This window comes from Halolamina sp. CBA1230 (assembly GCF_002025255.2).
Taxonomy (GTDB): Archaea; Halobacteriota; Halobacteria; order Halobacteriales; family Haloferacaceae; genus Halolamina.
Map to the genome: position 1 here is coordinate 2,230,736 of NZ_CP054587.1, position 19,508 is coordinate 2,250,243.

The window sequence follows — 19,508 nt, forward strand, 5'->3', positions numbered from 1 at the left end:
TCCCTGACGGCCGCCTCGTCCACCTCGTACTCGGCGCCGCGGGCGAACAGCGACTCCCAGCGTTCGGGCATGCCTCCGTTGTCGGCCGGCCGGCGTATCGGTGTTGTGGGTCCGGACGTTCGACGCGGATTGTGAGCGAGGCGGACGTCTGACGCGGTTCACGGCCGGGAGCCGTGAGCAAGCCAGTCGTGAGCGAAGCGGACGTCTGACGCGGTTCACGGCCGGGAGCCGTGAGCAAGTCAGTCGCGAGCGAAGCGAGCGTCTGACGCGGGTTTAAGTCGTCCCAACCGCTGTACCCGATTGGGCGCACACACCCCATCCATCTCTTGAGGTGCGCCTGACACGACTCCCCACGGACGACGCCCACCCCGTCGACCTCTCCCCACTCCCCCGGTGACGGACCCGGGCGTCGTCGTCTTTCCCACGTCGGCGTGAACGTTATCCGGAACTGGCGCCTATCTCCGAGGAGATGATGGCCACTACCCACGCGTTGGCGGGGCTCCTGCTCGCGGTTCCGGTCGCGCTGGTCGCGCCGGAGTTCGCGGTCGTCGCCGCCGTCGCGGGGTTCGCTGGCGGGGTGTTCCCGGACCTCGACATGCCCGGCGAGCACCGCCGAACGCTCCACTTCCCGGTGTACTACACGCTGGCCGCCGGAGCGGTGGGTGTCGCTGCCCTCGTCGTCCCGTCGGCGTGGACCGTCGGCAGCGTGATGTTCCTCGCTGCCGCGGCGGTTCACTCTCTCAGCGACGCGCTCGGCGGCGATCTCGAACTCCGGCCGTGGGAGGGCACCGGCGACCGCGGGGTGTACAGCCACTACCACCGCCGGTGGTGGCGGCCGCGGCGCTGGGTTCGGTACGACGGCGCGCCGGAGGACGCCGTGGCGACGGTCGGGCTAGGACTGCTCGCGCTGCTGGCCTACGACGGCGCGTTCGACGCCCTCGTCCTCGGGACGATCGCCGTCGGGGTCGTGTATGCAGCCCTCCGGCGCCGGATCGTCGACTGGGGGGAGCAGGCCGTCGACGCGCTCCCCGAGGAGACGGTCGATCGGCTGCCCGACACGCTGGTCGAGGACCTGCGCTGAGTTCGCTGCCGACGTGCTTTTCGCCCCGGATCGCCGTCATCGACCATGGAGACCGTCGATATCGACGCCGCGTTCGACAGCTTCGAGGAGCGCTGGGCGCCCCGACTGCTCGCCTCGCTCAACGGGCAGGCGCTGAAAGCCGCCAAACTCGAGGGGGAGTTCGTCTGGCACAGCCACCCCGACGCGGACGAACTGTTCTGGGTGATCGAGGGGGAGCTGACGCTCGAACTCCGGGGCGAGCCCGACAAGCAGCTCTCCGGGGGCGAACTCGGCGTCGTCCCGGCGGGCGTCGAGCATCGCCCCGTCGCCGACGGGTTGGCGAAGGTCGTCCTTTTCGAGCCCGCCGGGACGGAGAACACCGGCGACGCCGACGCCGAGGAGCGGAAAAGCGAGGTACGGACGCTGGACGAGAGCTAGAGCGGGTCGACCCCGTCGTCTTCCTCGCCGGGTAGTCGGCCGAGTGCGAGCGCGCTGCCGAGGACGGCCGCGGCGACGACTAGCCCGCCCACCGCCTCGTCGACGGTGTGGGCGTCGGTGGCGATCCGGCTCCAGATGAGCAGCGGCGCGACGAGGAACAGCGGCGCGAACCGTCGATCGACGGCGGTCAGCGCGCCCGCCGGGACGGCGGCGTAGATGACGTGGCTCGACGCGTCCCATAGCGGGACGACGACGAGGTGGAGCAGCGAGGTCGCGACCAGGAGGGCGGCGTACGGCGGCAGCAGCGACCCCCACTCGAACCGTCGCCACGCGAGCGCGATGCCGGCGAAGGCGGCGATCAACCCGACTGCAGCGAAGAAGTCGTCGCCGCCAGGGATCGCGGTGCCCAGGAGTTCGGGACCACCCTGATAGACGGCGAACGCGACAACCCACGCGCCGGCAACGACGCCCAGACGCGCGGCGAGTGGTTTCGCTGCGAGGTCGCCGCGTCGCTCGTAGCCGAGAAGCAGCAGCGTCGCGAGGAGGACGAACAGTTCGGGCGCGAACACGGTGGCGACGGTGTCGGCGACGCTCATACGCGTGGGGGTGGGGCGAGCCCGAAAAGGCGTTTCGTCACGGCGTGGCTGCAGCTCGTGGGTTTCGAGTGACGGGGACTACGAAGACCGGCAGAACCGCATCACTCGATCGACAACTGTCAGCCGAAGGTCCCAACTAGATAGCGCCGCTCTGACGACGCGCTCCCGCTGTGGCGAGAGGACGCGTGCCGTGGTCATCGGTGCGGTCAGCCGTTCGTAAACCGGTCCAACCACGGGCTACCCTGGCCACGTATTTGATACGCTATCGACACGAGGAGCACGACGAGTGCGCCGGACGCATACGCCGCCGGATCGAGTGTGGCCAGCACCGGCGTATCGATGACGCTGGCGAGCGTAGCGACGAGGCCGAGTACGACAACCCCGAGATGATACTCGCTCCAGGAGAGATGGCCGCGTTCGACGGCTTCGAGATAGATGTCGATTTCGTTCGCCCGGCCGCCGAGCGCCACCATCTTCGACGTATCGTCGTACTGGACGAGATCTAGCGAGTCGAGTTTCGGAAGGTGGTTCTGGTGCAGCGTTACGTAAACGCTTTGTCGTACTTTCCGCGGCGCGGGCGACTTACCCGATTCGGCGGCGGCGATGTCGTTGGCGAGCGATCGGAGGTCCCGTGGATCTTCGTCGCTGAGGAGATTAAGAACGTGATACCGACGGTTGTTACTCAACACATCGTGAATCTCTGCCCGATTTAGCGGCTCGTTCCTTCTTCGTTGTTTGAGCATTTTGTGTTTTCCTCATATACGGTTCTGCCTCCCACTTCCCTATCCCAGAGGGACTGGTACTCTTCCCATAATTGTACGTTGAGTAAGAGATTGTATAGTTAATTGCTGAGAGTAGTGTCACCTTGTGAAATTCCACCCATAATTGGTATGAAATTGACACGAGGAACTATTGCAGGTGTTACAAATATCTTGGGGTATGGGAGACGGCGATGCGGCTCACATCCTCCGAACTGCTGCCCGTCGGCAGCGGGTGTTCGCGGAGTTCGAGGAGGGGAACGCGACGCGATCGGATATACAGGACGCGCTCGGCGTGTCCCGTTCGACTGCATTTCGCGTCGTCAACACCTTCGAATCTCTCGGGCTGATCTCCCGCCAGAACGGCACCTATGAACTCACCCCGTTCGGCGACGTCGTTCACTGTGAGACTTCGCGAGCGATAGGAACGATCCGCATCGCCCATAGCCTGTCGCCGCTTCTGGGCGAACTCGAGGAGACCGAGGAACCGATCGAAATCAGCGCGTTCGACGATGCGACAGTTACCGAACTCGAACCTGGTGATCCGTACAAACCGATGCGGCGGTTTCTCTCGCTCACCGAGGACACGTCTTTCATCCGAGAGTTCACGCCGACAACTCCGGATCCAGCCTATCAGAACACGCTTTACGATCGCGTTCGTGACGATCTCTGGGTCGCCGTGCTCTACCCGCCGTCGGCGGTCGACCAGCTGCGGCAAGAGGACGACGGTGAGTTCGAACGCGCGCTCGAGGAGGGGGAGTTCCACGTACGCGTCGGCGACCCGCCCGCGTTCCGCCTCGTCGTGACGGACGAACGTGTCTACGTCGGTGGGTACAACGACGACGCATCGCTCCTCCAGCTCGTCGCCGACACCGCCGACCCCGACGTACAGGAGTGGGCGACACGCTGTTTCGAGACCCAGTGGGAGCGGGGGACGCCGTTCGACTCGTACGTCGAGAACCTCCGCTGAGGCTACCGAAACGGACGCCAATACGCCTGCACTCACTCGGCCGGCGTCGTCTCGGTAGCTGTTGAGCTATCTATCGCAGTTCCGTTCGGCGTTTCGGTGGTACTGGGTGTTGCTGTCGCGGTTCCGTTCGGCGTTTCGGTGGTACTGGGTGTTGCTGTCGCGGTTCCGTTCGGCGTTGCTGTCGGTGTCGTATTCTGGCCGACTTTACTCGGTGTCGCCGGGGTCTCGGTTGCCGGCGCTTCGTCGACGCTGACGGACATCCCGACTGTCTCGGTGTCGGCCAACGAGGCGACGGTAAATCCGCCCGTAAACCCGGCCAGCAGGACTACCACAACGATAACGAGCACGCCGGTCTTACTCGCCATCGTTCTCACCTCTGGACCCGACAGTGCCGACAGCTGCCGGGAGGCTTTCGCCACCGTCGGTCACCTGGCGGTTCCGTGGCTGGCTACTGGTCGAGGGCGCTTCACGTCCGGCGACGAACACCGCGGCAACGAACGCGACGACAATCGCCGCGCCGGCGAAGACGCCAACGCTCACCGGCTGGGGGTCCTGGTACGCGATGTAACCACTGTACACCGCGAGGGCGCCGAACCCGACCGTGCTCAGCTGGAGGTCGCGGGTCGTAATCACGAGGCCGTCGTCGTCGGCCACCTCCGCCGGCGAGCCGAATTCACCGACATGCTGGCGGTCGGCTGGCTCAGGCTGTTCCTCCGGCGCGTCACTTCGCGTGAAGGCGTAGAGTTCGGAGACCACGAATGCGATCACCGGGAGCCCGATCAGGAGGGCCATCCCCCTCGGCGTGTTCGCGAACATCACCACGTAACCGACGTACGGGAGTACCACCCAGACCTCGCCCGTGACGTTCTCGGCGGGGACGAGCGCGGGGTCCGGGTCGTCGTTGGCATCGCCTTTCGTGCGGAACGCCTGGCCCCCCTCGGTTTCGACGGCTTCTACGACACGGTGTGTCACTGGCGTCGATTCCTCGGCGCGCACGAACGTGATGACGTCACCGGACTCGATGTTCGCGGGGTCGACGCTTTTCACGATGACGGCATCGCCGGCCGATATCTCCGGCTCCATACTGTCCGAGAGCACGACGTAACTGGCGTCGGCGCCGACTATGCCGGGGACTGCCTGGACGACGAAGACGCCGACAATCAGGAGTCCCAGGATGGTGACGGCGATTCCCGCCACGCGCCGAATAGAGGGGATCACGCGGACCACCCCGCAAGCGCCGGTGCAAGCGACCGTTTTCGGTTGTGTGTAGTTACTGCCATGGGTTTCTCGGATTCGTGTGACGGCATTGGCTGGCGAACAGTTCCAGATCGAACGACACCGACTCACCGGCGACCGGTTTCGGGTTCGGGAGTCGCCAGTCCAGGGTGAGACACGCCGGCTCGCAGCCGACACAGCTGTCGCCGGCGCACTCGAAGATGACGAAGTGACTGAGGCCGCTCGGCCTCCCGGCTGGGTTCGATTCGGTGACCAACTCTTTCGCCGTGGCGGCACAGTCAGGCCGGTAGGTCACGACACCCGCATCGGGCCCCCCGCCGCCTTTCACGTCCACGCGGCAGAACTCGAACGCGTCCGCCCGGAGGTCGACACCACGGACTTCGTCCCCGTCGTCCTTCCAGTGGAGCCCCGTAATTTCGACGTCGACGGGGCCGTCAGGCCCGTCGAGAGTCAACGTCCCGGGGACGGCGTCGATGGGCAGCGACTCCCCGGTTCCTTCGGCGACGAACTCGGCAGGATCCTCGGTGAGCTCGATTTTCCCGAGTTCCCGGCAGTTACCGGCACCGAGCAGGCTGCCCTCCCCGTACGCGTCGAAAAGTTCGGAGAGGGATCCCTCGTAGAGAGTGTCACCGGCCTCCTCGGCCGCAGGTGCGTACGTGAGCGTGACCTCCATCGCGTCGGCAAGTGTGCCGGATTCGCCGTCCTGCAGCCGCAACCAGACGCGGCCGGGGTTCTCACACACGCGGAACGCGACGGTCGTCGACCCGGACGTTTGGCCCTGGCTCGGGTCGATAGCCGGGAACGCGACGGTGATCGTCGACTCCGGAACGAACGTCGACGGGAACGAGCCGTCCTGTTCCGGGGTGTACGACGTCGTGGACTCGGACTCGGTACGCGTCGCGATCTCGAGATCGAGCGACCCCCCCGCCATGGCGTTCGAACGGAACAGTTCGCCGTCGGTGAGGTACGCGTACGTGCCGACCCCGGAGGCGCCGCCGAGGCTCGCCGCCCCAGCGAACGTGACGCCACGCAGGATCGAACGCCGCGAGACGTCAGGCATCGTCGATTCCCTCCGTTTCTGTCCGGGGCACGCCCACGCGTACGTCCATTGTTGACATACTTATTGGTCTATTTAGGCGCCGAGCTGGCTGTTTAACTGGTCGTGAAACAGTCACGTCTCATCACACGGTTCGACCGTGAAGCTGAGCGACGTCTCGACGCTGTCTCCCTGTATTCGGTTCCCGACCGACCGGGGCAACGACCAGGAGATGCCGACACAGACCGCGCTCGTCGGGTCGAGGCAGTCGCCGCCGAGCGGAACCCCCTCGGCGAGTGCAGTGTCCGCGTCGACTAGCGACCCGTCCACGAGCACGGTCTCCGCAACGTCCAGGTCCCCGTCACAGCCGCCGAGCCCGGAGACGCCGAGCGACCCCGTGTCGTACCAGACCGCGACGTCGAGGGCGTCGGCGAGTTCGCCGCGATCGGTGGTCGTGTCGCCGGCGCTCCGCTCGGGCTCGTTCCGGCCGTTCTCGCTGTTCGCGGTGAGCGCGAGCGACATGCTGGCGCTCACTGCTTGATCGTCGTTTTCCGGCGTCACTCGGAACGCTAGCGTCCCGGAATCTCCTGGGTGGGCGTTTCCGACGTTGAGGGCCGGTTCGTCGGTCGTCTCGTCACCGGCGTCGACGACCGTGCCGTTGTACGTCTCCCGCCAGTCCACGCGAACCGACGGGTCGCTGCCGACCGTCGTCGACGACTGGTAGGCGACCGCGTCCGAGGTGAGCGCGGTGAGGCCCGCTACCGACGCCGCACCAGCCAGCGCAACGGACCCGAGCAGTCGACGGCGGTTCAACTCCACGGCTACGCCTCCGTGAACGGGCTCGTCGCCCCGTCGTTGTTCCGGCACTGTACTGCCGCGAACGTGAGGTCGAAGGTCACGCTGTCGCCCTGCACGACGTTCCCGACGCTCGCGGGGAGCGTCCACTCGAAGCCGAGGTACCGGGCCTGTTCGTCCTCCGGCTGGTCCTGCGGGAAACAGTCGCGGTCGGCAGTTTCGGGATGTCCGTCCAGTGGTATGCCGTCGTCGACTGCCGCGAGCAGCTCCCCGAGCGTTCCCTCGAAGACGAGCGGGCGCTCGGGCGGCGTCTCGTCGCTCTCGCGGTCCTCGTCGCCGTCGTCGTACCAGAGCGTCACCTCGATGGCGTCGGGGAGCTCGCCCGCGCTGGAGCCGTCACCGGGGTCGTCCTCGGCCGCGGCGTCGAGCTCCGGCTCCACGACCGCGCCCTCACTGTTGGCGTCCAGCGAGCCGCCGAGCCAGACGTACCCGGGCTCGTCGAACAGGTGCATGCTGTAGGTGACCGATCCGAAGTCGCCGGGTTTCACGTCGTCGAGGTCGATGACCGGCCCCTCCACGACGAAGTTCGGAGAGTTCGCGAACTGTTCGCGGTACGCCTGCTCGACGGCGACGCGGTCAGCCTCGTCGAGATCGCCGTATGCCGTTCCGTGCATATCCTCGACCACGTCGTCGCGAGTCCGTATCGGGTCCTGGATGCCGTCGGGCTCCTCGACCGGCGGGCTGTTCGTGTCGAGTTCGTCGGGATTGTTTGGGTCGTTCTTGTACCGGTCCGGAAACGCGTTGACGTACTCGGTCCCGTTCCCCCGGTCGTACTTCTGTTGCCAGTCCAGTCGCGCGTCCATCGCCCCCGCCGTGATCGTGTTGTCCTCGAACGTCTCGGAGTCACTGAGAAGGGCGGTCGTGCCGAGGCCGGCACTAGCCGACGCCAGCCCGACGCCGCCCAGCCCAGCAAGTACGGTGCGCCGCGAGAGTCGGTAGTGTTGCCTGTCGTCGCTCATGGTTGCTCCCCGAACGGGAAACCCACCGGCGGAGTCGAACCGCCGTTCCGCGGCCGCGTACCGACGTGGGTCGATTCGGACCGCTTGGGTCCGAACGATGGTGGTCGATTATGGGTCGCTACGGCTGCATCGAGACGTTGTCGAGGTAGCCCTTGTCGGAGCCAGAGCGGTACTCGCCGCGGATCCGGAGTTCGGTGAGGTCGGCGAGGACTGTCTCAATCTCGGTCTGGGTGGCGGCGCTGCCGCTGACCATCCAGTTGTCGCTCTCGTCGAGCGTGACGTTGTAGGATGTCCAGTTGCCGGACGTGCCGTTCCCGGGATTCTGGGCCGTATCGTAGGTCAGCGTGAGGCCGCCACCGGATAGCGTGATGTCGTCGTTGTCGAACTGACTCGGACTGCCGGAGAACTCCTGCATGAGGTCGAACGACAGGGTTCCGCCGTAGAACCCTGACTTGCCGCCAAGGAACTTCCCGGGCGCCTCGAAGTACCAGGTCCCGCCCTGGACGTCGTCCGTCGCGGAGATCGATGGAGCCGGGTTGCCCGCCGACGGCTCGTAGTCTGGGACGGACGCGCCGCCCTGTGCGTCGCCGGTGATCTTCCAGCCGTCGTCGTCCTCATCGAAGGTACTGCTAACCGGACCGGGCGTGGAACTCGGGGGGACGAGTGTGAGCGTCCCTGGTCCGATTTCTCCGCCGTTGACGTCGACGACGACGGAGTAGTCGTCCGCGGACGAGGCGTTCGTGGCGTCCCGGTATTCGACGAAGATCGTGTCGCCCGTGGCGACCGTGACGCCGCCAGCCAGAGAGAACTGGATAGCGGTGTCGCTGTCGCTCGCGGTGGTCCCGGTGACGGTGACGGCGTCGATGCTGCTGTCCGCGCGTTCGACACCCGCACCGAGGACGTCCCCAGTTCCCACGCCGCCCACGTCGAAGTCGCCCGGATAATCCACCGCGAACGACGAGAGGGAGTCACCTCCCAGGCCGGAGCCGACGGGCACCTCGACGCGGTGGATGCTGTCGGTCGCGCCGGCGGTGTCCGGTGTCGCGCTGATGGAGACGGCGTCGGGTACCTCCTCCTCGCCCGTGCACGGATTGTGCGTGCCGTCGTTGTTTCGGCACTGCTCGGCGTGGAACGCCAGGTCGAACTCCAGTGAGTCGCCTTGGATCTCGTTGCCGACGGAGGTCGGAACCTCCCAGTCGAGGCAGAGACAGGGGTTGGACGCTTCGGCGGCGCCCGTGCCGGCGAAACAGGCCTGCTCACCCGGCACGTCGAACCCGCCGTCGCTGGCCGGTTCCCCGTCGCCGTCCAGAGGGACGCCGTTCTGAGTCGACGACATGAGGTCGGCCAAGCTTCCGCTCCACACCTCCGCGAGCGTCGAGACGTCCTCCGGGTCGAAGCTGTCCCCGACTTCGCCAACGTCGCAGTAGTTGACGGTGACGCTGATGCTCTCGGCCAACTCACCCGCACCCTCCGGATCGCCGGGATCGTTGACGTCCCCGTTCTCACTCGTTTCGGGTTCCGGCTCCGTGTACCCGTTCTCGCTGTTCTCGGTGATCTCCCCACAGAGCCAGAGGTACGCGGGGTTTGTCTCGACGACGGGACAGAACGCCAGGAGCCCACTGTCGCCCGGCTTGACGTCGCCCAGCTCGGCGCTGACGGTCCCGCTCCCGTCCTTGCTCCCTTGGACGCTGCCGGAGCCGGCCATCCCTTGGTCCCAGTAGGAGTAGTAGCCGACCAGCAGGTCGAGCGTGCCCGCGGTGATGGTGTTGTCTTCGAACGATTCGGTGTCGTTGAGATACGCGCTCGTTCCGAGGCCCGCGCTCGCCGACGCGATACCGGCGCCGCCGAGCCCGGCAAGCACGGTCCGCCTCGAGAGGCGGTATCGGTTGTTACGGTCACTCATGGTTGTACCCCTCTCGGGGGAGGCCCACCGGCGGAGTCGAACCGCCGCATCGCGGCACGGCTGTGGCGCAGCGACTGGCTGCGCGCGCACCGACGAAGGCCGGCGTGGGCGGAGAGAGCCATCGCTACGAGCCGCCGAACGGGGCGTCGTTGTTGCGGACCTGCTCGGCGTCGAACTGGAGCGTGAACGTCACCGAGTCGCCCTGGATCTCGTTGCCGACCTCCGGTGGAAGCTCGAAGAGCTGGTAGTAATGGACATCCGCATAGTCGCTGACGCTCCCGACCTCGATCGGCGTGCCACTCGAATCACTGAGCACCACGCCGTCGAGATACTCGCTGTGGGCTTCGTTGAGGGTTGTGTAGTGCGCCCCGCTGGTCGTGACGCCGTCGAGGTCCGGCGTTTCGTACCCGGACAGCCACGTGTCGTTGTGGTCGGTGGTCTCGTCGAGATCCTGGAGCCCCCCACGGTCAGACCCGGCCGTGGAGTCCGTGCTTCCCCAGATGGTCGTGAGCAACGCGGCGCCGAGGTCGCCCGGTGCGGCGGTGTCGGTCTCCGCCTCGGGGTTGGCGCCCTCGGCGTTGCTGTAGTCCTCGTCGACCGACGTGACCTGCACGTAGCCGGGGTTGCCGTCGATCTCGACGTGCCAGTCGAGGACGAACCAGTCGCCCGGTTTCATATCGTCGACGGTGACGGTGATCTCGTTCCCGTCGGCCGTGTCATCGGCGGCTTCGTCCGTGGAGTCGACGACTGGGTCCGGGAGCTCCGGGCTCTTGTCGTGGATGTCCACGGACACGAGCATGTTCAGCGCGCCTGCGGTCAAGCTGTTCCCCTCGAACGACTCGGTGTCGTTGAGGTACGCAGTCGTACCCAGGCCGGCACCTGCGGACGCGAGTCCGACGCCGCCGACGCCAGCGAGCAGTTTCCGCCGTGTGAGTTCGAGTCGTTTGTCCGTCATTTTTGGTCGCTCCCCTGTCGGGGGAAGACTCACGAGCGGAGTCGAACCGCTCGGCACGCTGCTCGTGCCGCACCTGCGTGAGTCGAAACCGCCGGAAAGAAGTTGGGCCCGAGCTTGGATTAGCTCCCTCCTGGGTTGTCGTTGTTCCTGCACTGCTCCGTGTAGAACCCGAGGTCGAAGCTCAGCGAGTCGCCCTGGATCTCGTTGCCGACAGTAGTCGGCACCCACCACGCGAACCCGACGTAATGGGTCACGCCTGGCATGAAGCACTCGCGGCTGTCTGCGAACGGGTCGCCGGCCAGTTCGTCGAACTCGCTCGCACGATTCCCGTCCAGTGCGATTCCTTGCCCGGACTCGAGCAGGTCGAGGTCACCAGCGAGTGTCCCGCGCCGGAACACCTCGCCGCAATACGCGCCGGCGGTCATGTCGCCGAAGTCGTACTCGTAGGGCTCGTTGTCGAGCGTCATCGCGTACGACTCGGTGATACTGCCGTCGGTCCGATCGACGACGTGGATCTCGTCGTTGTCGCGGTCGGAGGCGACGAGGTTTCCGGTGCCGGCGTCACGGATGGCCAGTCCGGTGATACGCTCGTCTTTCACGCCGATGTTATCCTCGTCGACGGGAACGGCCGTCGGATCGTTGCTCGGATCGTTGACCTGGTAGAGTCCGTCGTCGTCGGTGTTCGCCGTCCAGATGTACATCGTCCCGTCGGAAGAGAACACGAGGTCCGCCCCCGAGAGATCGATACCGGTGTCTCCCTGAGACGTGACCGAGGGAGCCGACGGATCCACGGTGTAGAGTTCGTCCGTGTCTTGGCTCGCCGCCCAGAGCGTTCCACTCGGCGAGTATCCGGCAAGGACGATTCCGCCGGGGTCGCTGGAAATCGGCCCTTCGTCGGTGAATGTGTCGCCGTCGATGTCGTACGTTCCCAGGTGTCCGGAGTTCTTGTCGTAGAACAGGATCTTGTCACCGTTGGGTGTCGTGGCGATCGCGTCCGTCTGATCGAAGTCGTTGTCGCTGTACTCACCGGGACCCAGGAGCTCGGTCAGCTCTGCCTCGCCACTGTCGTCGTCCAGCGTGACCTCGAACAGGGTGGTCGGACTGGTTCCGCTGTCAGCAAGGTACAGCTTCTCCTCGCAGTCGGTCTGGAGGACGTTGTCGCCCCGCGAATCGTACCACCAGACTGTTTGGATGTTCTCGGCGAGCTCCGGCATCTCGGACGTCTCGTCGACTTCACCCTCCGGGTCGTTGATGCCGTTCTCCGCCTCGGAGAAGCCCATCGCCTGCAGCCACACGTACCCGGGGTTGTCACAGAGGTGGAAGCTCAGTGTTAACTCCCCGAAGTCGCCGGGCTTGACGTCCTCGAGACTGATGAGGGGTTTCGGCTCGCCTTCGGTGCCGACCGTGCTGTCGTTGTTTGTGCGCGTAGCAGTCCCCTCCTCGCCGGGGTCGAGGTCGTCGTTGAGGTCCGCGCCGTGGTCGCACGGCATGTACGTGAACTCTCCGTCCTCGACTTCCTGCACGCCATCGTGGTTTGGGTCCGGGAACGCCTCGATGGACGTGTTCATCATGTACGTCCCGAGGTCGTCCTCGTGGACCCAGACCTGCGGATTCGATGGGTCGGGCATCCCGACGTAGTTGTCCGGTTCGTCGGGCTCCGAGCGGTGGACACCGTAGTCCAGCCCGTTCTCGGGGTCGTCGAACCCGTAGAGCTGGGGGTAGGAGTAGTGCTCCTCCCAGTCGACTTTCAGGTCGAGCTCGCCCGCGCTAATCGTGTTGCCCTCGAACGACTCGGTGTCGTTGAGGTACGCGCTCGTTCCGAGGCCCGCACCCGCGGAGGCGAGGCCGACACTGCCGAGGCCCGCCAGCACCTTGCGGCGGGAGAGTTCGAACGACGTGGATCTATCACTCATCGTTCACCTAGGTGTCCGTAGTGTTGCCGGTGCTGTTGTCAGCGAACGGATCTCCGTTGTTTCGGGACTGTTCGGTGTCGAAGACGAGGTCGAAGCTCAGCGAGTCGCCCTGGATCTCGTTGCCGACTTCCGTCGGGATCTCGAGCAGCAGGCAGAACTCTGGATTGAACTCGTCACCGTCGTCCCCGATCTCCATCGGCATTCCGTCGCTGTTCATCAGGGTAACGCCCGTGCTGTACGTGTCGTAGGCCTCCTGAAGCGTGGTGTAGTGTGGTCCCTCAGTGATTTCACCGCCCTCCGAGCGTGACGAGTCCCAGCTGTGGGTCGGTATCGTATCGCCCGCGTTGTTCGTTGTGTCGTCGAGACCCGTGAGGTCACTACGACTTTCACCGTCGAAGCTCTGCCAGACAGTCGCCAGAATGGCCTCTTCGAGTTCACCTTCACCGTTTTCGTCCTCTTCCTCCGGTTCCGTGTAGCCGTTCTCGGACGACGTGAGGTTGGCAGTGCTGACTTGGACGTAACCGGGGTTATCCCCGATGTCGATGTCGAAGCAGATGATCGCCCAGTCGCCGGGTTTGACGTCGTCGACCACGAGGCCAGTAACGGCCTCGCCGTCGGCCGTTTCGGACATCGGGAATTCTGCTTGGTCCTCCCAGTAACCGTTAGCAGCCTCGATCTGTGCGGTAACGCTCATGTCGAGCGTGCCCGCGGTGATTGTGTTGTCTTCGAACGATTCCGTGTCGTTGAGGTACGCGGAGGTGCCGAGCCCGGCGGCGGCACCGGCGACACCGATGGTGCCGAGACCGCCCAGGACGCGACGTCGCGTGAGTTCGAGTTTCTTTTTCGACATGGTTTCAGTCGGCCAGCCACCGTGGCAGGCCTTGCCACAACCCACTATCCCCCACCCACATAGCTAATCGCGGAATTTGGAGAGAAACGACCGGTTTGGCGCTTCTTAGTCAGATATTGAGGTTTTAATCGGGGGCTCAGCGCCAGCTAAGTGAACCGCTAGGAGATCGACATAGTGGTAAGACAACCGATAAATAAGCGGGTGGGCGTTTTGGGGTCGGTGTATGAGCCTCTCCCGGTCGTCGCGGCTCGCGGAGACGGATATTCACGACATCCTTCGCAATGACCGGCGGCGGCGCGTCATCGAGCACCTGCAGGCGTCCGTGGGGACTGTGACGCTGCGCGAGCTCGCGGAGACCATCGCCGCCCACGAATCAGGCGACTCGCCGCCGCCGAAGTCGGTCCGGGACAGCGTCTACAACTCCCTCCACCAGACCCACCTCCCGAAGCTCGACGATGAGGGCGTCGTCGAATACGACGAACACAGGAAGACTATCGAGCTGCGTCCGGGGGCCCGCGACGTCAATGTGTACATGGAAGTCGTGACGAAGTACGGCATCACCTGGGCGGACTACTACCGGACAGTCGCGACGCTCACGCTCGTGATCGTGGTCGCCACCGAACTCGGTACTCCCGTCATCGGGGACGTTCCAACGCTCCTCTGGGCGAGTATCTCGCTCGTCGTCGTCGCCGCGTCGACGGCGTATCAGCTGTGGACACGGCGATGGACGTACCTCAGGGCGCTACTGGACTGAGTGTCGGCCGGACGTGATGCGGCGAACCCCTACGACAACGACTCGTCCGGGAGCTCTGCCTCGAAAATGCGAGCCCCACAGGACGTGCAGGACGCTTCGACCACGTTGACGGACCGACAGCACGACTCGACCGTATCCTCGCTGAGTTCGACGCTGCCGTCACAGATCGAACAGCGGTCGAGCCAGAGGCGGAGTCCGCCGAGCAGTTTCGTCCGTTCCTGGAACCCGCGGTCGGCCCACTTCGAGTCGACCTCGGCGAGCGCGGCGGCGCCTGCGGCGTCGGCGACGAACGCCGCGCGTGAGGGCCACTCTGCGACGGTCGTTCCGGACACTTGGGTAACGACAGCGCCCCCGCGGAACCCGACATCCACGGAGTCGTCGAACGACGACGGAAGCAGACGGTAGATCGCGTCGTCCAGGTCTTCCGCGGCTGGTGCCATCTCTGAGCGCCACGACGTGCGAAACAACGAGTCCAAACAGAGGTCGTCACGGTCGAGACAGGGAGCCAACGCCCCGGCTGTGAGGAGTTCCGTCTCAGGGTCGAACTCGCTATCGCCGCCGTTCGCTGGGGTGGTCGTTTTCGGCCCCCCGTGTTCGAAGTACCTGAGCACGGCGTCCGGGAGAAAGCGCTGTGTCAGAACTGGTGTCCCGGGAACAACGTACCCGCGAAGATAGATGAGCCCGAACCCGACAGTCACTGCGGCGATGCCGACGACTGGTTCGTACAAGGCACCGAAACCGAGGCCGACGGCGGCGACCAACACGACGTTCAGGACAGTACAGGGGAGACACCGGTTCTCACCCGTGTACTTCGGTTTCCGGAGTGCCTCGACCGCGCGCCGAGCCTGCATGCCAGCCTCTTGGTAGGAAACAGTGTTAGGTATTAGCGTGCTAAGTCCCCCTGAACAGTCGATTAAACGGCGAATACTGCCGATATTCCGATTCGTGGGATCCGGTACGTGTGCGATTCATCGCTACCGGGATAGAGAAAACGCGGGAAGCCTAGGCGGGGATTTGAACCCCGGCTCTCGTCCTTACCAAGGACGCGCTTTACCGCTAAGCTACCCAGGCGCGCACCTTCTCGTACTGCGGTTCCGTGTATAGGGATTTCGGTTCGCCCCGACTCATGGATCGGTTCCCGCACCGCGTGGGGCGGATCCGACGACGCCGTCGGAGAACCCCGCCAGCCGGTCCCGGGTCGGCCCGGCCAGCAGCTCCGGCGCCGACGGGAGCGACCCCTCGTAGGAGCGGGCGAGCTCGGCTGCGAACGCCAGCAGCTCCTCCGGGGGTGACGCGTCGACGGCGGCGACGCCGGCGACGACTGCGAGTTCGAACACGTCGGCTTCGAGGTTCCGGTCGATGTCGGCCGTCTCCTCCGCCGTCTCGCGGACGGTCTGGTCGCGGCCGAACGCCCGCACGGTCTCGACCGCACGGTCGGCCGCAGGCGTTCGCGCGAGCAGCGAGAACCCCCGGGAGACCAGCACGTCGGCGGCGACGACTGCGAGGTCGGCGTCGATGTCGTTCTCGGGGTCGCTCGCCCACGGCTCGTCGTGGGCCAGCTGTCGGGTGAGCGAGAGCCCTTCGTAGATGAGCTGGACGCCGGCCGCGAGCTCGCCGAGCGCGGTCACGTCGATCCCGTCGTCGAACGCCCGGGCGGTCGACAGCGTCAGCGCCCCGGGAACCATCGACGCTGTCGCCAGCCGTTGGTCGAGCGTCTCACGGAGGGGTTCGGGCTCGATCTCCCCCAGCGCGTTCCGGGCAGAACGGCGGGCCACGGCGGCGTCGTCCATCGTCCCGGATAAGTCGGGGCGGAGCCAAAGGCCTTTGGAAAGCCCCCGAAAGCGCCAGGAACGCCCGCCAGCCACGCCGGCTCGCCGATGCCGGACGACTGCCAGAGAACGAAGGGTTATGGGCGCCCGGAGCAGTGTAGGGGTATGGTCGAGTGTGAGTACTGCGGGGCAACCTTCGACGACGAGGACGCCCACCTCGAACACCTCGGCGAGGAGCACGCCAGGGAGCTCGGACCGATCGACCGGCGACGTGTGGAGTCCGCACAGGACGACGACGAGGGGCTCCCGATCGTCGGCCTGCTCTCCGGCGCAGCGGTGCTGGTGGTGTTCGTGATCGCGATCTGGTTTTTCTTCCTGGCTGGCGGCGACGGCGGCACGGATCTCGACGCCGAGCCGGCGGGGATGGAGGACGAGCCGCTGCCGAACAGCGGTGCCGACCAGTGGATCTCCGAGGTCGAGAGCTTCGAGAGTCAGGGGCGTGACCACCGCTCGGGCGATATCGACTACGACCCCGTCCCCCCGCTTTCGGGCCCCCACTGGGACGACTGGGAGACGGCAGGGTTCTACACCGAGACGCCCCGGCTCGAACGGCTCGTTCACTCGCTCGAACACGGCGCGGTCGTGATCTACTACGACGAGGACGCGCTCGACGACGAGGCGGAGGCCAGCCTGCGCGCCTGGGCCGCGAACAAGGACGGCCAGTGGCAGAGCGTCATCGTCGCCCCCAACCCCAACGACGACCCGCGCGGTGACTACGTGCTGACGGCGTGGACCCACCGGCTCGTGCTGGAGGAGGACTACGACGCCGAGGCGGTGCAAGCGTTCGCGGCTGAGTACCTCGGCCGCGGGCCGGAGAACCCAGTGCGGTAGGCGCGGGGTCCGCTACACAGTCACGGCATCGGCTCGGGGACGGCAGCACGGAGACTGCCGTCGCTCGCTCGCTCGCCGTCACCAGAAATCTCCGATTTCTGGTTGGCAGACGAGAGTCTTCGACTCTCGTCGACGTGACTGGTTTCACTCCCGAACCGAGAGCTCCGGCGAGGGCGGCATCGACCGCTTGTGGGCGCTCCCCTCGACCAGTTCGTCGACGCGCTCGACGTGTTCCTCGGTGACATCGTCGACGTAGCGCACCGTCGCCGCCTTCGACAGCGGGCCATCGACGTGCAGCGCGAGCACGGCGTCGAGGTGGTCGTAGTTCAGCCCCATCTCTTCCTCGTCGGTCTGGCCCTCCCACATCCCGGCGGTGGGCGTCTGCATCACCAGTTCGTGCGGGACGCCGACGTGGGCGGCCAGCTGGCGGACCTGCTGTTTGTACAGGTCGCCGATGGGGTTGCAGTCGACGGCCTGGTCGCCGTACTTCGTGAAGTAGCCGGTCATCGCCTCGCTACGGTTGCCCGTCCCCAGCACGATCCGGTTCTCGGTGTTGGCGACGTAGTAGTTCATCACGCCCCGCGTCCGGACGCGGACGTTCCCGGCGGCGGTTTTGTCCTCGGTCCCCTCCGGGAACGCCTCGTCGAACTGCTCGGCGATGGGTTCGATCTCGATCACGTCGTAGGGGATCGAGAGCGACTCCGCGACCGCCTCGGCGTCGCTCATCAGCGCCTCGTCGCTGACGCGGGCGGGCATCGTCAGCCCGTGGAGCCCCTCCTCACCGAGCGCCTCGACGGCGAGGTAGGCGGTCAGCGTCGAGTCGATCCCCCCCGAGAGGCCGAGCACGGCACCCTCCGCGCCGGCGGCATCGACGGTGTCCCGGATGAACGAGACGATCTCCTCGCGGGCGGTTTCGAGCTCTGCCTCCGAGAAGCGGATGTCCAGCGGTGCGTTCTCCGTCAGGACGTCTTCGGGCATGGGTCGGCGTTCTGCCGCAGGCGACAAATAGGCACTCCCCGATCCCCGGAGCTGGACGTGCGTCCGGTTTCGCCGGCGTCGATGCGCTGGGGGTGGTCGAATCCGAAACCGACTTACCGGACGCGGGCGTTCTGTCGAACGCGAGCGCCGTTGGTCCAGTGGTAGGACAGTAGCTTCCCAAGCTACCGGCCCGGGTTCAATTCCCGGACGGCGCATTTCTGCCGAGCGAAGCGAGGCGAAATCGCCGACGGAATTGAATCCTGCCAGTCGCAGCGCGAGCGGAGCGAGCGACCGTCTGGCTCTGGTTCAATTCCCGGACGGCGCACTCTCTCCCTGCGGTCGTTCGTGCGCCCTCCGTAGTCTCACTCGCTCGGCCTTCGGCCTCGCTCGCCTCCCGGACGGCGCATTTCTGCCGACCGCGCATTCTTCACACTTCCAACCGAAAATCCCGAGTATGCACACCGTCTTCCACGCCTCGACCGTCGACGCCTACCGCACCGCGGAGCCGAAAGTCCGGAACCTCCTCGACGACGAGACCGTCGACATCGACGCCGTGGCGGTCGTCGTCGACAGTAGCGAGGTCATCGACGCGGCTGCCGACGCGGAGTCGGCAACGACCGACGCACTCACCGACCTCGGCGCGACAGTGAAGCTCTGCTCGAACGCTGCTCGGGGTGCCGACGCTGGCGAGGATGCGTTCGGCGACGGAGTCGAGTTCGTCTCCTCCGGCGTGGGGGAACTGACGCGGCTGCAGGATTCGGGCTGGGCGTATATCCGGCTGTAGGATCACCGTCGGGTCAACCCTTGTCCTGCGGGTCGAAGAAGTAGTAGGCGGCCGTCATCGCGATAGCCATCGTGATCGCGTCGAACAGCATCCGCTCGCCCACCAGCGCGCCGAACGCGAGGATCCCGAGCGCCGACCCCAGCCCGACGACGGCCGCGAACCCGGCCCGGGAGCGGTTCCGGAGCCACCCGTTGACTCGTTCGTACGCGAGTCGAACGTCGGTCACGGTCCGGCTACGCGGCCCCGGTGGATAGTGCTTCCGAGCGACACGTTCCTCACTCCTCCCGGGCGGCTTCCAGCGCCGCGAGCAGCTCCTCGGTCGTCGTCTCGCTGTCGGCGTATGGATCGGCCACTACCTCGAACGGCTCCTCGCCGTTGAGCGCCGCCGCACGCTCGACAGCGTCCTCGAGCCGCGACGAGAGTTCGCCCAGCCGCTCGGCAGCGGTCTCGGGTGTGACCCACTCCGCTCGCTCGTGTTCGTCGTTCAACGTGACCTCCCGCTCGTCGGTCTCACAGCGGTAGAGGATCGTCACCATCGGCGTCCCGTCCTCGTCGGCCCAGAGCCCGTAGTTCGCACCGACTGGCGGACCGATGCGGGCGTCGACGCCCAGTTCCTCGCGGAGCTCTCGTCGAAGCCCGCCGACGAGCGTCTCGCCGAACTCGAACGTGCCGCCGGGGGGTTCGGGGCGGTCCACACTCCCGGCGAGGAGCACGTCGCCGTCGGGGCCGAACAGGATCGCCTTCTGGGTGATCTTCCCGACGAACGGCTCGTGGTCGTCGCGCATACGTTCGGCTCCGGCGGG

General features: G+C 66.0%; 22 protein-coding genes and 2 tRNA genes. 7 read left to right on the plus strand and 17 right to left on the minus strand.

Going from position 1 to position 19,508, the window contains the following annotated elements; translation table 11 throughout:
* The first annotated feature begins 472 nt into the window (after positions 1–472).
* A complete protein-coding gene (locus B4589_RS11805; RefSeq protein ID WP_255246082.1) occupies positions 473–1,081 on the plus strand; it encodes a metal-dependent hydrolase in 609 nt (202 codons plus the stop codon).
* Positions 1,082–1,126: 45 nt separating this feature from the next.
* The gene (locus tag B4589_RS11810; RefSeq protein WP_079234461.1) at positions 1,127–1,498 is read left to right on the plus strand and encodes a cupin domain-containing protein; all 372 of its coding nucleotides are present in this window, start codon (positions 1,127–1,129) and stop codon (positions 1,496–1,498) included.
* On the opposite strand, the gene B4589_RS11815 is transcribed toward B4589_RS11810, so the two are convergent.
* Both B4589_RS11815 and B4589_RS11820 read right to left on the minus strand, forming a co-directional pair.
* Positions 1,495–2,094 (minus strand): hypothetical protein, encoded by a 600-nt coding sequence (locus tag B4589_RS11815; protein ID WP_079234462.1) that lies wholly within the window; start codon positions 2,092–2,094, stop codon positions 1,495–1,497. The genes B4589_RS11810 and B4589_RS11815 overlap by 4 nt on opposite strands.
* 206 nt (positions 2,095–2,300) lie before the next feature.
* Positions 2,301–2,837, minus strand: a complete 537-nt coding sequence (locus B4589_RS11820) for a hypothetical protein (protein WP_079234463.1) — start codon at positions 2,835–2,837, stop codon at positions 2,301–2,303.
* 196 nt (positions 2,838–3,033) lie between these two features.
* Between B4589_RS11820 and B4589_RS11825 the strand changes: the two genes are divergently transcribed.
* On the plus strand, positions 3,034–3,822 hold the full coding sequence (locus B4589_RS11825) for a winged helix-turn-helix domain-containing protein (RefSeq protein WP_079234464.1): 789 nt from the start codon (positions 3,034–3,036) through the stop codon (positions 3,820–3,822).
* A 32-nt stretch (positions 3,823–3,854) separates the two neighbouring features.
* Here B4589_RS11825 and B4589_RS11830 read toward each other — a convergent pair whose 3' ends face one another.
* The 9 genes from B4589_RS11830 to B4589_RS11870 all read right to left on the minus strand — a co-directional run bounded on the left by B4589_RS11830 (position 3,855) and on the right by B4589_RS11870 (position 13,529).
* On the minus strand, positions 3,855–4,187 hold the full coding sequence (locus B4589_RS11830; RefSeq protein WP_143414333.1) for a hypothetical protein: 333 nt from the start codon (positions 4,185–4,187) through the stop codon (positions 3,855–3,857).
* Positions 4,177–5,019 (minus strand): signal peptidase I, encoded by an 843-nt coding sequence (locus B4589_RS11835; RefSeq protein WP_158081178.1) that lies wholly within the window; start codon positions 5,017–5,019, stop codon positions 4,177–4,179. The genes B4589_RS11830 and B4589_RS11835 overlap by 11 nt, the downstream gene beginning before the upstream one ends.
* A gap of 73 nt (positions 5,020–5,092) precedes the next feature.
* Complete coding sequence (locus B4589_RS11840) at positions 5,093–6,118, minus strand: hypothetical protein (RefSeq protein WP_158081179.1); 1,026 nt, start codon at positions 6,116–6,118, stop codon at positions 5,093–5,095.
* Positions 6,119–6,229: 111 nt separating this feature from the next.
* Entirely contained in the window at positions 6,230–6,913 is a 684-nt protein-coding gene (locus B4589_RS11845) for a hypothetical protein (RefSeq protein WP_079234466.1), read from the minus strand.
* Positions 6,914–6,915: 2 nt separating this feature from the next.
* The gene (locus B4589_RS11850; RefSeq protein WP_079234467.1) at positions 6,916–7,908 is read right to left on the minus strand and encodes a SipW-dependent-type signal peptide-containing protein; all 993 of its coding nucleotides are present in this window, start codon (positions 7,906–7,908) and stop codon (positions 6,916–6,918) included.
* A gap of 118 nt (positions 7,909–8,026) precedes the next feature.
* Positions 8,027–9,811, minus strand: a complete 1,785-nt coding sequence (locus B4589_RS11855; protein WP_079234468.1) for a laminin B domain-containing protein — start codon at positions 9,809–9,811, stop codon at positions 8,027–8,029.
* A 124-nt stretch (positions 9,812–9,935) separates the two neighbouring features.
* On the minus strand, positions 9,936–10,766 hold the full coding sequence (locus B4589_RS11860) for a SipW-dependent-type signal peptide-containing protein (protein WP_079234469.1): 831 nt from the start codon (positions 10,764–10,766) through the stop codon (positions 9,936–9,938).
* A gap of 119 nt (positions 10,767–10,885) precedes the next feature.
* Positions 10,886–12,679, minus strand: coding sequence for a SipW-dependent-type signal peptide-containing protein (locus B4589_RS18220; protein WP_079234470.1), 1,794 nt, complete (start codon positions 12,677–12,679; stop codon positions 10,886–10,888).
* Between the two features lie 7 nt (positions 12,680–12,686).
* Positions 12,687–13,529: a SipW-dependent-type signal peptide-containing protein gene (locus B4589_RS11870; protein WP_079234471.1), complete on the minus strand. Its 843-nt coding sequence runs from the start codon at positions 13,527–13,529 to the stop codon at positions 12,687–12,689.
* Between the two features lie 223 nt (positions 13,530–13,752).
* Here B4589_RS11870 and B4589_RS11875 point away from each other — a divergent pair, with 223 nt between their 5' ends.
* Positions 13,753–14,283: a hypothetical protein gene (locus B4589_RS11875; RefSeq protein WP_079234472.1), complete on the plus strand. Its 531-nt coding sequence runs from the start codon at positions 13,753–13,755 to the stop codon at positions 14,281–14,283.
* Between the two features lie 29 nt (positions 14,284–14,312).
* Here B4589_RS11875 and B4589_RS11880 read toward each other — a convergent pair whose 3' ends face one another.
* The 3 genes from B4589_RS11880 to B4589_RS11890 form a co-directional block, all read right to left on the minus strand.
* A complete protein-coding gene (locus tag B4589_RS11880) occupies positions 14,313–15,044 on the minus strand; it encodes a hypothetical protein (protein ID WP_217920464.1) in 732 nt (243 codons plus the stop codon).
* Positions 15,045–15,282: 238 nt separating this feature from the next.
* Positions 15,283–15,354: transfer RNA gene (locus B4589_RS11885), tRNA-Thr, on the minus strand.
* A 53-nt stretch (positions 15,355–15,407) separates the two neighbouring features.
* Positions 15,408–16,073, minus strand: coding sequence for a hypothetical protein (locus B4589_RS11890; RefSeq protein WP_079234474.1), 666 nt, complete (start codon positions 16,071–16,073; stop codon positions 15,408–15,410).
* 144 nt (positions 16,074–16,217) lie between these two features.
* Here B4589_RS11890 and B4589_RS11895 point away from each other — a divergent pair, with 144 nt between their 5' ends.
* The gene (locus tag B4589_RS11895) at positions 16,218–16,943 is read left to right on the plus strand and encodes a DUF3105 domain-containing protein (protein WP_079234475.1); all 726 of its coding nucleotides are present in this window, start codon (positions 16,218–16,220) and stop codon (positions 16,941–16,943) included.
* A 144-nt stretch (positions 16,944–17,087) separates the two neighbouring features.
* Here B4589_RS11895 and B4589_RS11900 read toward each other — a convergent pair whose 3' ends face one another.
* Positions 17,088–17,921: an NAD+ synthase gene (locus B4589_RS11900; protein WP_079234476.1), complete on the minus strand. Its 834-nt coding sequence runs from the start codon at positions 17,919–17,921 to the stop codon at positions 17,088–17,090.
* Between the two features lie 144 nt (positions 17,922–18,065).
* Here B4589_RS11900 and B4589_RS11905 point away from each other — a divergent pair.
* A tRNA-Gly gene (locus B4589_RS11905) sits at positions 18,066–18,136 on the plus strand.
* 239 nt (positions 18,137–18,375) lie between these two features.
* The gene (locus tag B4589_RS11910) at positions 18,376–18,705 is read left to right on the plus strand and encodes a DsrE family protein (RefSeq protein WP_079234477.1); all 330 of its coding nucleotides are present in this window, start codon (positions 18,376–18,378) and stop codon (positions 18,703–18,705) included.
* Positions 18,706–18,718: 13 nt separating this feature from the next.
* On the opposite strand, the gene B4589_RS11915 is transcribed toward B4589_RS11910, so the two are convergent.
* Positions 18,719–18,931: a hypothetical protein gene (locus B4589_RS11915; RefSeq protein ID WP_079234478.1), complete on the minus strand. Its 213-nt coding sequence runs from the start codon at positions 18,929–18,931 to the stop codon at positions 18,719–18,721.
* A gap of 49 nt (positions 18,932–18,980) precedes the next feature.
* Positions 18,981–19,490: an NUDIX domain-containing protein gene (locus B4589_RS11920; RefSeq protein WP_079234479.1), complete on the minus strand. Its 510-nt coding sequence runs from the start codon at positions 19,488–19,490 to the stop codon at positions 18,981–18,983.
* Positions 19,491–19,508 lie beyond the last annotated feature (18 nt).